The sequence below is a fragment of the Nocardioides sp. F233 genome (assembly GCF_057813895.1).
Genome location: NZ_JBVASH010000008.1, coordinates 59,117 through 70,513, shown reverse-complemented (window position 1 = coordinate 70,513; position 11,397 = coordinate 59,117). Strand labels below are relative to the sequence as shown.

Below are 11,397 nucleotides of genomic sequence, written 5' to 3'. Positions count from 1 at the left end.
GCAAGGAAGACGATGGTCATCACACATGTCAGGAGTGTCGGGATCGCGGTGCAGGACCTGCGCCAGGCCCGCGAGTTCTACTCCCGCTGCTGGGGTCTCGAGGAGGTCGACCGCGACGACGAGCGCCTGTACCTCGGCTCCGGCTGCCCGGAGTCCTACGTGCTGCGCCTGCGCCAGGCGGCCCAGCCGCGTGTCGACGCGGTCAGCCTCGCCGTCGAGACGGCGAGCGAGGTCGAGCAGTACGCCGCCCGCGTCGCCGGGCACCCGCAGGCAAGCATGATCGACGAGCCCGGCCCGCGTCAGGACCGCGGTGCGGGCTACGGCTTCCGGTTCTTCGACTGCGACGGCCGCACCGTCGAGATCTCGGCCGACCTCGACCTGCGGGCCTACCGCGAGGTCGAGGAGGGCGAACCGCGGCCGCGCAAGATCAGTCACGTCGTGTTCAACACCCAGGACCTCGACCAGACCCGGCTCTTCTACCAGGAGGCGCTCGGCTTCAAGGTCTCCGACTGGGTGGAGGACTTCTTCTGCTTCATGCGCACGAGCGGCACGCACCACCTGCTCGCCTTCGCCCGCTCGGAGCAGACCTCGCTCAACCACGTGTCCTTCGAGATGCGCGGCCTCGACGAGTTCATGCGGGCCACCGGCGCGATGCTGCGCCAGGGCCACCACCTGCTGTGGGGGCCCGGCCGGCACGGGGCCGGTGACAACACCTTCTCCTACTTCCAGGACCCGAGCACCAGGTACGTCATGGAGTACACGACGGCGCTGCAGGTGATCGACGAGGAGCACGGCTGGACGCCGAAGGTCTACACGACCAGCCCCGAGGACACCGACCAGTGGGGGACGTCGAACGCCTTCGACGAGGTGATCCTGAAGGAGATGCACGGGCACACCGACCCCGGGCTCTGGACGCCCGCGCCGTGGTGACCGCGCGCGGGGTCCTGGTCACCGGCGGCTGCTCGGGCATCGGTCTGGCCGTTGCCCGGGCCCACGCCCGGGCGGGCGACACGGTCGTCGTGCTCGACCGCACCGACGGCGACGACCTCGGCGACGGGATCCACCGGGTCGTCGGCGACGTCACCAGCCCTGAGGACAACGAGCGCGCGGTCGCTCGGGTGCTCGACGTCGCCGGTCGGCTCGACCACTTCGTCGGCAACGCCGGCATCCACGACGGCGGCCTGCGGCTGGCCGGGGTCGACGCCGTCACGCTGCGCGACGTCCTGCGCCGGGTGCTCGATGTCGACGTCGTCGGCTACGCACTGGGAGCCCACGCGAGCCACGCCGCGCTGACGGAGACCGGCGGCTGCATGACGTTCACGCTCTCCGACGCATCCTTCGAGGTGCAGGGCGTCGGCGCCGGCCTCGCCTACGCGACCGCCAAGCATGCTGCCGTCGGTCTGGTACGACGCCTCGCGGTCGAGCTCGCACCGACGGTGCGGGTCAACGCAGTCGCCCCGGGTGGCGTGATCACCGGCCTCAGCGCGGCCGCCGCCGGCTCCGCCGAGACCCCGTTGTTCGCGGATCCGGACGCGGTCCGCGACATCGTCTCCCACCTGAACCCGCTGCACGTGATGCTCGACGCCGACGAGCTGGCGGAGCTCTACCTGTTCCTCGCCTCGCCGGCCGCCCGCGGCATGACCGGCCAGGTGCTGAGGCCCGACGGCGGGCTCTCGGTGGGCCGGGGCTGAGTGCCGCGCCACCGTCAGTTCCGCTGGGAGGAACATTCCCTGATCCGCCTGTCCCTGTTGTCCCGCGGGCAGGGACGATGTGCGTCGTCCCCACTCCCGTGAGCCCGTCCGAAGGAACCCCCACCATGGCACCTCACGAGCTGACCGCCGTCGCCGAGAGCGACCGGTTCGACGTCCCGCGCGCCTACTTCGCCGACGCCGACACCTGGCGCCAGGAGCTCGACACCGTGTTCCGGCACTCCTGGTTGCTGGTCGGGCACGAGTCGGAGGTGCCGGCGCCGGGGGACTACGTGACCCGGCGGATGGGGACCGACGAGGTGATCATGGCGCGCTCCGAGACGGGCCCGGTCCACGTCCTGCTCAACTCCTGCACCCACCGCGGCACGCTGCTCTGCAAGGCCGACGTCGGCAACACCTCGCACTTCCGGTGCGGCTATCACGGCTGGACGTTCGCCAACGACGGCACGCTGCGCGGCGTCCCGCGGGGCCGGGAGCTCTACGGCAAGGACTTCGACCGTTCGTCGCTCGGCCTGCGCGCGGCCCGGGTCGGCGTCTTCCACGGCCTGGTGTTCGCGACCTTCGACCAGGAGCTGTGCTCGCTCGAGGAGTACCTCGGGCCGATGGCGTTCTACCTGGAGTGCATGCTCGGCGTCTCGCCGGCCGGCACCGACGCGCCGTACGGCTCGTTCCGGTTCACCCACCTCGGCAACTGGAAGCTGGAGGCCGACAACCTCGCCGGCGACGGGTACCACCTGCGGCACGCCCACCGGGCCGGCTTCGAGATGGGCCTGATGGGCGCCCAAGCGGGTGCTGTCGAGGGCGTGTGCGTCCAGTTCCCGCACGGCCACGCGCTGCGGGCGCAGCGGACGGCCGGCCAGACCGAGCCGGCCTTCCCGGGCTACCCCGAGGAGCGCTGGCCCGAGATCGCCGAGCAGCTCAGCCCCGAGCAGGTGCGGATGTTCGCGCACTCGACCGTCGTGCACGGCCTGGTCTTCCCGAACATGGCGTTCGTGCACACCCCGCGTGCCGGCGGCTTCGATCCCGGTGAGGTCGACGCAGCGATGCTGCAGGTGCGCCTGTTCAACCCGCTCGGTGTCGACGAGACCGAGGAGCTGAACTGGCTGGTCACGCCGGCCGACTACCCGGCGCAGTGGAAGGAGTCGGCGTTCAAGACGATGCAGCGCCAGCACGGCGCGACGGCCTTCTTCGAGAGCGACGACCTGGAGAACTTCCGGCGGATGGTGCAGGTCAACGGGGGCCGCGAGACGCACCGTTCGGTGCCCGCCAACTTCGACCTCGCCCGCGACTCGGCACCCTTCACGCCCTGGTTCGACGGACCCGGCTCGGTGGTCGGCTCCGACGTCAGCGAGGTGAACCAGCGCTGGTTCTACCGGCACTACCTCGAGGCGATGGGAGCGGGTGCGTGAGCGACCTGGTCGAGCAGGCGACCGAGTTCGTCCGGCACGAGACCCACCTCCTCAACGCGGAGCGGTACGACGAGTGGCTGGCGCTGCTCGCCGACGACTTCGACTACCGGATGCCCCAGCCGGTGCTGCGCGACGACCCGACGCTGCCGCGCTACAGCGACGTCTCGCTGCTCGCCTGGGAGTCGTTCGCGTCGCTGACCCTGCGCTTCGAGCGGATCCTCACCGACTTCGCCTGGGCCGACCGGCCACCGGCCTTCCACCGCCGGCACCTGACAGCGATCCGGGTCGGCCCGGTCGACGACCCGGCGAACGTGACGGTGTCCGCCGACGAGATCGTCTTCCGTTCCCGTACCCCGGAGGGCGCGACGGTCACGTCGGCGCTGCGCGAGGACGTGGTCGACCTGAGCGGCGAGTCGCCGCGGCTGCGGCGCCGTACGGTGCTGATCGACACCGACCGGCCGGACCTGGCGCAGATCGCGCTGCTCTACTGAGGAGGCGAAGGATGCCCGAGAACGAGGAGCTCGCCCGGCTCGTCAACGAGTACACCGCCGTCCGGATCACCCTCGACCGCAGTGGCGCGAGCCCGCGGCTGCGGATCTCCAGCGACCGGACCGGCGACGCGATCTCGCTCGACGCGACGGCGCTCGAGGCGATCGCCTCGCTCGACCCGGGCAAGGTCGGGTTGCTGGTCGGAGCATTCAGCGAGACCGGCGACGCAACCGACGCCCTCGGCGACGAGTCGTCCGGATGAGCGGAACCGAGATCGCGCGGCCGGACACCGTCGAGGACCTGGTCGCGTTGCGTGCCGCGCACCCCGCGTGGACGCTCGTCGCCGGCGGCACCGACATCATGGTCGCGGTGAACTTCGGGCGGCTGCGCCCGACCGGGGTGATCGACCTCGGACGTGTCGCTGCGCTGCGCGAGCACGAGGTGAGCGGCGATGTGCTGCGGATCGGCGCGGGGGTGACCTTCGGCCGGATCGAGAACGAGCTGGTGGGCGTCGTACCCGCGTTGGTCGCGGCCGCCCGTGGTGTCGGATCACCCCAGATCCGTGCGGCCGCCACGATCGGGGGGAACCTCGGCACCGCGTCGCCGGCCGGCGACGCGCACCCTGCGCTGATCGCGCTGGACGCCGAGGTGGAGCTGGCGTCGGTCGAGGGCACGCGCGTCGTCCCGGTCGAGCGCTACTTCCTCGGCCCCGGGCGCAGCGTGCGCACCGCGAAGGAGGTCGTGACCGCGATCCGGATCCCGGTCGGGCCGGGGGCGCGCCAGGAGTTCGCCAAGGTCGGCACCCGCAATGCCATGGTGATCGCCGTCGCTGCGGTCGGCGTGGTCGTCGACCTCGAGCGGCGTCGCGTCGGAGTCGGGCTCGGAGCCGTCGGGCCGACGCCGATCCGCGCGACCAGCGCGGAGGAGCTGCTCGCCGCCGAGCTGTGGCCGGGGGACCGCTTCGTCGCGCCGTCGGCCTCGGTGCTGGCAGCCTTCGCCGAGGAGGCCCGCCGCTGCGCGCGCCCGATCGACGACATCCGCGGGACGGCTGTCTACCGGGCGCACGCCGTCCAGGTGATGGCGCGACGGTGTGCGACCTGGTGCCTGGAGGAGGCCGGATGAGGCTCGAGCTCGAGGTGAACGGACGGGTCCGCCACGTCGACGACGTACCGGTGTGGGAGAGCCTGCTGACCGTGCTGCGCGACCGGCTCTCGCTGTACGGCGCCAAGAACGCCTGCGAGCAGGGTGAGTGCGGCTCGTGCTCGGTGCTCCTCGACGGCGCTGTCGTGTGTGCCTGCCTGGTGCTGGCCGGGCAGGCCGAAGGGCGCAGCGTGGTCACCGTCGAGGGTCTGGACGAGGACCCGGTGGCCGAGCTGGTCCGCTGCGCGATCGTCGACGGCGGCGGCGTGCAGTGCGGCTTCTGCACGCCGGGCTTCGTGGTCACCGCCACCGGGTTGCTCACGCACGAGCCGGAGGTCGCCGACGACGACCTCCGGGAGCGCCTGGCCGGCAACCTGTGCCGGTGCACCGGCTACAGCAAGATCGTGGAGGCCGTCGCCCGCGCGAGGGACGCACGGTGATCGGCGACTCGGCGGTTCGGCCCGACGGTGATGCGAAGGTCCGCGGACGGTTCACCTTCTCCTCGGACCTGTGCGCTCCCGGGATGCTCTGGGCGCAGACCGTCCGCAGCCCCCACGCGTCGGCGCGGATCGACCGGATCGACACGACCCGCGCCCGGGCCGCGGACGGCGTCGTCGCGGTGCTGACCGCGGCCGACGTGCCCGGACGCAACGCCTTCGGCCTGGTCGTCGACGACCAGCCGGTGCTGGCCGCCGACGTCGTGAGGTACGTCGGCGAGCCGGTCGCGCTGGTCGCGGCGACGACCCTCGAGCAGGCGCGCCGCGCGGCGGCCCTCGTCGAGGTGACCTACACCGAGCTCGACCCGATCAGCACGGTGGCGGACGCGTTGGCACCGGATGCGCCGGCGCTGCACGCGGACGGCAACCTGGTCCGCGCGATCGACATCCGGCGCGGCGACCCGGGCCGGCACCGGGCCGACGTCGTGGTCCGGGGCAGCTACGCCGTCGGCATGCAGGACCAGGCGCCGCTCGGCACCGAGTCCGGGCTGGCCCTGCCCGTGGGTGACGGCGTCCGGCTGCTGGTCAACAGCCAGTGGATCCATGCCGACCGCAACCAGCTGGCCGCGGTGCTCGACCTGCCGCCCGCCGACATCGAGGTCACGCTCGCCGGCGTCGGCGGGGCGTTCGGCGCCCGCGAGGACATCACCCTGCACGCCCACCTCTGCCTGCTCGCGCTCGCCACCGGTCGCCCGGTCAAGATGGTCTACTCGCGCGAGGAGTCGTTCGTCGGGCACGTGCACCGACATCCGGCCGTGCTGCGCTACGAGCACGGCGCTCGCGCCGACGGCACGCTGCTCTACGTGCGCTGTGAGATCGACATGGACGGCGGTGCCTACGCCTCGACCTCGTGGGCGGTGGTCTCCAACGCGGCGGCGTTCGCAGTCGGGCCCTACGTCTGCGAGGACGTCGACATCAGCGCCCGGGTCGTCTACACCAACAACCCGCCGTGCGGTGCGATGCGGGGCTTCGGTGCCGTGCAGGCGGCCGTCGGCCACGAGGCCCAGATGGACCGGCTGGCCGACGCGCTCGGTCTCGACCCGATCGAGCTGCGGTTGCGCAACGCCCTCGCCGAGGGCGACCTGCTGCCGACCGGCCAGCCGTTGCGGGGCGCCGTACCCGTCCGCCGGATCCTCGAGGAGCTGCGCGCCCTGCCCCCGGTCACGGCTGCCCTGGCCGTGCCGGGCGGCACCGGGAACGTCACCCGTGGTGAGGGCGTCGCCCGCGGGGTCGGCCATGGACTCGGCTTCAAGGCCGGCGGCATGCCCGAGGGGATCCGGGACTACTCCACGGCCCGGGTCCGGCTGCTGTACCGAGGCGACGCGGTCGTCGCCGAGGTGCAGACCGCGGCCGCCGAGATCGGGCAGGGTCTGAGCACCGTCGTCCAGCAGGTCGTCCGGGCCGAGCTCGGCATCGCCGACGTGACCGTGCTGTCGGCCGACACCTCGCTCGGCTCGGCCGGCTCGTCCTCCGCCAGCCGGCAGACCTACATGACCGGCGGCGCGGTGCAGGCGGCCTGCCACGCCGTTCGCGACGAGCTGATCGAGCGCGCGCACGAGCAGCACGGCCACCGGTTCGGCTCCCTGCTCGAGCACGGGCACGAGGCCGAGCTCCGTGACGGCATGCTCGTCGTCGCCGGGGAGCCGGTGCTCGCCCTCACCGACCTGGTGCCGTCCGTGGGCCTTGACGTACGGCGCCGCTACGACCACCGCCCGACCACGCCCTACGGCGTCGACGGACAGGGGGAGCCGCACGTCCAGCTCATCTTCGCCGGCCACCGGGCCGTCGCGGACGTCGATGTCGAGACCGGCCTGACCCGGCTGGTGCAGCTCGACGTCGTCCAGGACGTCGGCCGCGCCATCAACCCGGTCGCCGTCGAGGGCCAGATGCAGGGCGGCTCCGCCCAGGGTGTGGGCCTCGCGCTGATGGAGGAGATCCAGGTTGCGCGCGGCCGGATCCTCAACGCGTCCTTCACCGACTACCTGGTGCCGACCGCGCTCGACGTACCCCCGATCACGACCCGGATCCTGGAGCTGCCCGACCCCGAGGCGCCGTACGGCGTCAAGGGGGCGGGCGAGCCGTCGACCATCTCCAGCACCCCGGCCGTCGTCAGCGCCGTACGCCGAGCGACCGGTCGCGACATCACCCGCGTGCCGATCCGGCCGTGGGACCTGATCGCCCTCCCCGACGAACACGAGACGAGCTGAGGAGCCATGGACAACGAGCACGAGCAGTCCCGCGTGACCGACGAGCTGCCGACGTACGCCGTCGCCTTCGTGGAGGCGTTGCGAGCGGCGAACGTCCGCCTGGTCGGCACGCTGCCGGAGTCGCTGCTCAAGTCGGTGTACGTCGGCATCGATCGTGCCGAGGACATCCGACTGGTGCGGGTGAGCAACGAGGCGGACCTGCCCGGCCTGCTGGCCGGCGCCTACATGGGCGGGATGCGGGCACTGATGATCACCGAGAACTCCGGGCTGCGCCAGGCGTGCGAGCCGATCGCCCGCCTCGCCTTCGCCCACCACGTGCCGCTGGTGATGGTCGTCAGCTACCGGGGTGACTTCGGCGAGCCGAACTGGTGGGGGCACAACCACGCCCAGGTGATGGGGCCGCTCCTGGATGCGTTGCGGATCCCGTACCGGATCGTCGACCGGATCGTCGACCTCGCGCCGTCCGTGGAGAAGGCGTTCCTGCACGCGGACGCCAGCCAGTGGCCGGTCTGCCTGGTCATGACCGGTGAGTGCATCGAGGGAGCAGTGGCATGAAGCGCGTCGACGTCGCCCGGGTGCTGGGGGAGGAGACCACCACCGAGGACCTGTTCGTCTCCTCGATCGGCGGCATCCTCGACGACTGGTGGAACCACCGTCCCGGCGGGGAGGACAACACGCTCTCGGTGAGCATCCTCGGCTCGGTCAGCTCCACCGCCCTCGGCCTCGCCATCGCACTCCCGCACCGTCGGGTGGTCGCGATCGAGACCGACGGCTCGATGCTGATGAACCTCGGCATCCTGTGCACCCTCGGCGCGGAGCGTCCGCGCAACCTCACCGTCGTCGTCCTCGACAACGGCCTCTACGAGTGCATCGGCAGTGCCCCGACCCTGACCTCGCGCCATGCCGACCTGCGGAAGATCGCTGACGGTGCCGGGTGCACCCACTGCGTCGACGTCCACGACGAGGACGGCCTGAGGAGCACGTTGCGTAGCGTCCTGACCGACGACGAGCTCGGCGTCGTCGTCGCGAAGATCGAGCCCGGCATGGAGGTGTGGCCGCAGGAGAAGCGCCGCTACACCGACGGTGTCGAGGACAAGTACCGGTTCATCCGCCACGTCGAGCGGCTCGAGGGGATCGTCGTGCACGCGAGCTCGCCGCACGTCTGAGTCGCGGACGAGACGGCTGGAACGCCGCAGCGGCGACGTTCCGGTGCGAGGAATCTTCGGCTCCGGCCGGGCAGGGGCTGCCAGCAGCGCTACTACGTTGCCGAGCACCGCGCGGCGTACCACGCCGCCTCTCCCTGGAGGACTCATGAAGATGCGTCGATCCACGCTCCTGGCAGGCACCGCCGCCCTCACGGCCGTCCTGTCGCTGGCGGCCTGCGGCACCGACTCGGGTGGCTCGTCGGGGGACGGCAACGGCAAGGCGGACGGGTCGGGCGACCACGTCAAGGTGATCCTGGACTTCATCTACAACGGCTCGTACGGGCCGCTCGCCTACGGCACCGACGAGGGATTCTTCGCCGACAACGACGTCGACCTCGAGGTCATCCCCGGTCGCGGTGGTGACCTGGCGATGCAGCAGATCAACCAGGGCAAGGTGGACTTCGCGTTCACCGACCTGTCGAGCTACCTGCGCCAGCGGCTGCAGGACCAGACGGACACCACCGCCGTCTACGTCTGGGTCCCGGACCCGCAGATCTGCATCGCGTCGCTGACCCCGCTCCGCTCGCCGAAGGACATGGCGGGCAAGTCGTTCGCGACGGTCTCGTTCAGCAACGGGCGTACCACGGTGCCCTACGTGCTCAAGGAGAACGGCGTCGACGTCAGCACCGTGGACGTCCAGCTGCTCGACATCTCGGTGCTCATCCCGCAGCTGCTCAGCGGCGCGGTCGACACCGCCGAGTCGGCGATCCCGGACTCCTACGCCGAGAACCAGATCACGGCCGAGCGGGCGGGCAAGGAGCTCAGCTGCACCGCTCTGTCGGAGTGGGGCTACAAGGACTACGGCAAGCTGCTCATCGTCCGCAACGACCTGATCGAGAAGGACCCCGACCTGGTCGAGCGGACCGTCGCCGCGTTCGACAAGTCGATGCAGGACGCGGTCGCCAACGCCTCGGCCGAGGACATCTTCCGGGCGCTGAAGAAGGTCAACCCGCAGACCGACCAGAAGAGCATCGAGGGCGCGTGGCCCACCTTCCAGGACATGGAGAAGGACAACACCGGCGCCATCGACGAGGGCTTCGTGACCTACTCGCTGGACTTCCTCGAGAACACCGAGGACCTCACCACGTCCGACGCGCCCAGCACGTTCTACGACAACTCCTACGCCGAGGCGGCGCGTTGATCGCCGTCGACGATCTCCTCTCGATCCGGGACGTCTCGCACCGCTACCGCCAGTCGGGGCGGGACGTCCCGGCCCTCGAGGGGGTCTCGCTCGACGTGCGCGACGGCGAGTTCCTGGTCCTGGTGGGGGCGAGCGGGTGCGGCAAGTCCACCCTGCTGCGCCTGATCGCCGGCCTGATGGAGCCGACCGCGGGACAGATCGACCGGCAGCAGCGCATCGACGAGCGGGGCGGGATCGGCATGGTCTTCCAGCGCCCGGTGCTGCTGCCCTGGCGCTCGGTGCTGCGCAACGTGCTGGTGCCGACCGAGGTCGTTCCGCGCCCGGACGCCCGCGCGGCCGCGCTCGAGCTCCTCGAGCGGACCGGGCTGGCAGAGTTCGAGCGCGCTTACCCCCACCAGCTCTCCGGCGGCATGCAGCAGCGGGTGGCGATCTGCCGGGCGCTGCTGACCGACCCGCCGCTGCTGCTCATGGACGAGCCCTTCGGTGCGCTCGACGCCATCACCCGCGAGCGCCTCAACCTGCTGCTGCAGCAGATCTGGTCGGACACGCGCAAGACCGTCGTCCTGGTCACCCACAACATCGAGGAGGCGGTCCTGCTCGCGGACCGGATCGTGGTGATGTCGCCCCGGCCGGGACGGATCGTCGAGGTCATCGAGAACAAGCTGCCCCGCCCCCGGGGTGTGCACAGCTACCAGGACCCGGAGTTCGCCGAGCTCGGGGTGCACCTGCGCTCGCTCATCGTCGGCGCCGACCCGGGAGCCGACCATGCCTGAGGGAGCCCTGCGTACGGCGGTCCGCGGCGTGCTCACCACCGTCGTCGTCGCCACTGCGGTGGTGGGCGCGTGGTGGCTGGTGATCCGCGCCTTCGACATCCAGGAGTACGTCGTACCGCCGCCGGACGCGGTCTGGACTGCCTTCGTCGACAGCGCCTCCTTCCTGTGGCCAGCCCTGTGGGTGACGCTCTACGAGTCGCTGGCGGGCTTCGGGATCTCGATCGTGGTCGGCCTCGCGTTGGCGACGACCATGGTCTACTCGCCCTTCCTGCGCGGCGTGATCATGCCGAGCCTGGTCGGCCTCAACGCGACGCCCAAGGTCGCGCTCGCACCCGTCCTCATCCTGTGGCTGGGGCTCGGCATGAACTCCAAGATCGGCATGGCCTTCCTGCTGTCGTTCTTCCCGGTGGTCGTCAACGCCGTCCGTGGTCTCGACGAGGTCGATCCCGAGCTCCTCGACTACTTCCGGCTGCTGCGTGCCGGCCGCCTGCGGACCTTCCTCAAGGTGCGCCTGCCCAACTCGTTGCCGACCATGTTCGACGGCTTCAAGATCGCCCTCCCGATCGCCATCGTCGGCGCCGTCATCGGTGAGTTCGTCGCCTCGCAGGAGGGCATCGGCTACCAGATCATCGTGGCCTACTCGACGTTCAGCACCGGGCTCGTCTTCGCCGCGGTGATCCTGGTCGCCGTCGCCTCGACGGTCCTGTACGGCGGCCTCGTGCTCCTGGAGCGGCTGCTGCTCCGCTGGCGGCCGACCGCCGGCAAGCCGTCCGTGTGACGGGGGTCCGCCTCGGCACCGCCAGAGCGGCGCATACGACACGACTGAA

The 11,397-nt window shown here is 71.3% G+C and carries 13 protein-coding genes; all 13 read left to right on the top strand.

The annotated features are described in order from the left end of the window. The first annotated feature begins 12 nt into the window (after positions 1–12). The 13 genes from ACZYRU_RS24790 (at position 13) to ACZYRU_RS24730 (ending at position 11,348) form a co-directional block, all read left to right on the top strand. Positions 13–930, top strand: a complete 918-nt coding sequence (locus ACZYRU_RS24790) for a VOC family protein (RefSeq protein ID WP_488959781.1) — start codon at positions 13–15, stop codon at positions 928–930. Next, the gene (locus ACZYRU_RS24785) at positions 924–1,691 is read left to right on the top strand and encodes an SDR family oxidoreductase (protein WP_488959780.1); all 768 of its coding nucleotides are present in this window, start codon (positions 924–926) and stop codon (positions 1,689–1,691) included. The genes ACZYRU_RS24790 and ACZYRU_RS24785 overlap by 7 nt, the downstream gene beginning before the upstream one ends. Positions 1,692–1,816: 125 nt before the next feature. Then, positions 1,817–3,118, top strand: coding sequence for an aromatic ring-hydroxylating oxygenase subunit alpha (locus ACZYRU_RS24780; RefSeq protein WP_488959779.1), 1,302 nt, complete (start codon positions 1,817–1,819; stop codon positions 3,116–3,118). After that, a complete protein-coding gene (locus ACZYRU_RS24775; RefSeq protein WP_488959778.1) occupies positions 3,115–3,609 on the top strand; it encodes an aromatic-ring-hydroxylating dioxygenase subunit beta in 495 nt (164 codons plus the stop codon). The genes ACZYRU_RS24780 and ACZYRU_RS24775 overlap by 4 nt, the downstream gene beginning before the upstream one ends. An 11-nt stretch (positions 3,610–3,620) precedes the next feature. Beyond that, positions 3,621–3,869, top strand: a complete 249-nt coding sequence (locus tag ACZYRU_RS24770) for a hypothetical protein (protein WP_488959777.1) — start codon at positions 3,621–3,623, stop codon at positions 3,867–3,869. Further along, entirely contained in the window at positions 3,866–4,729 is an 864-nt protein-coding gene (locus tag ACZYRU_RS24765) for an FAD binding domain-containing protein (RefSeq protein WP_488959776.1), read from the top strand. Before ACZYRU_RS24770 ends, ACZYRU_RS24765 begins: the two co-directional genes overlap by 4 nt. Further along, positions 4,726–5,187, top strand: coding sequence for a (2Fe-2S)-binding protein (locus ACZYRU_RS24760; protein WP_488959775.1), 462 nt, complete (start codon positions 4,726–4,728; stop codon positions 5,185–5,187). Before ACZYRU_RS24765 ends, ACZYRU_RS24760 begins: the two co-directional genes overlap by 4 nt. Then, positions 5,184–7,451, top strand: a complete 2,268-nt coding sequence (locus tag ACZYRU_RS24755) for a xanthine dehydrogenase family protein molybdopterin-binding subunit (protein WP_488959774.1) — start codon at positions 5,184–5,186, stop codon at positions 7,449–7,451. Before ACZYRU_RS24760 ends, ACZYRU_RS24755 begins: the two co-directional genes overlap by 4 nt. 6 nt (positions 7,452–7,457) lie before the next feature. Beyond that, positions 7,458–8,006 carry a hypothetical protein gene (locus tag ACZYRU_RS24750; RefSeq protein WP_488959773.1) on the top strand — a complete coding sequence of 183 codons (549 nt, stop codon included), beginning with the start codon at positions 7,458–7,460 and terminating at the stop codon, positions 8,004–8,006. Continuing rightward, complete coding sequence (locus ACZYRU_RS24745) at positions 8,003–8,617, top strand: thiamine pyrophosphate-dependent enzyme (RefSeq protein WP_488959772.1); 615 nt, start codon at positions 8,003–8,005, stop codon at positions 8,615–8,617. Before ACZYRU_RS24750 ends, ACZYRU_RS24745 begins: the two co-directional genes overlap by 4 nt. 145 nt (positions 8,618–8,762) lie before the next feature. Beyond that, the gene (locus ACZYRU_RS24740; protein ID WP_488959771.1) at positions 8,763–9,797 is read left to right on the top strand and encodes an ABC transporter substrate-binding protein; all 1,035 of its coding nucleotides are present in this window, start codon (positions 8,763–8,765) and stop codon (positions 9,795–9,797) included. Next, positions 9,794–10,570, top strand: a complete 777-nt coding sequence (locus ACZYRU_RS24735) for an ABC transporter ATP-binding protein (RefSeq protein WP_488959770.1) — start codon at positions 9,794–9,796, stop codon at positions 10,568–10,570. Before ACZYRU_RS24740 ends, ACZYRU_RS24735 begins: the two co-directional genes overlap by 4 nt. Beyond that, positions 10,563–11,348: an ABC transporter permease gene (locus ACZYRU_RS24730; protein WP_488959769.1), complete on the top strand. Its 786-nt coding sequence runs from the start codon at positions 10,563–10,565 to the stop codon at positions 11,346–11,348. The genes ACZYRU_RS24735 and ACZYRU_RS24730 overlap by 8 nt, the downstream gene beginning before the upstream one ends. The last annotated feature ends 49 nt before the right edge of the window (positions 11,349–11,397 follow it).

Coding starts and splice junctions, on each gene's coding strand:
- ACZYRU_RS24750 (WP_488959773.1), top strand. CDS start 7,458: ATGGACAACGAGCACGAGCAGTCCCGCGTGACCGACGAGCTGCCGACG.
- ACZYRU_RS24745 (WP_488959772.1), top strand. CDS start 8,003: ATGAAGCGCGTCGACGTCGCCCGGGTGCTGGGGGAGGAGACCACCACC.
- ACZYRU_RS24770 (WP_488959777.1), top strand. CDS start 3,621: ATGCCCGAGAACGAGGAGCTCGCCCGGCTCGTCAACGAGTACACCGCC.
- ACZYRU_RS24760 (WP_488959775.1), top strand. CDS start 4,726: ATGAGGCTCGAGCTCGAGGTGAACGGACGGGTCCGCCACGTCGACGAC.
- ACZYRU_RS24790 (WP_488959781.1), top strand. CDS start 13: ATGGTCATCACACATGTCAGGAGTGTCGGGATCGCGGTGCAGGACCTG.
- ACZYRU_RS24740 (WP_488959771.1), top strand. CDS start 8,763: ATGAAGATGCGTCGATCCACGCTCCTGGCAGGCACCGCCGCCCTCACG.
- ACZYRU_RS24730 (WP_488959769.1), top strand. CDS start 10,563: ATGCCTGAGGGAGCCCTGCGTACGGCGGTCCGCGGCGTGCTCACCACC.
- ACZYRU_RS24780 (WP_488959779.1), top strand. CDS start 1,817: ATGGCACCTCACGAGCTGACCGCCGTCGCCGAGAGCGACCGGTTCGAC.
- ACZYRU_RS24765 (WP_488959776.1), top strand. CDS start 3,866: ATGAGCGGAACCGAGATCGCGCGGCCGGACACCGTCGAGGACCTGGTC.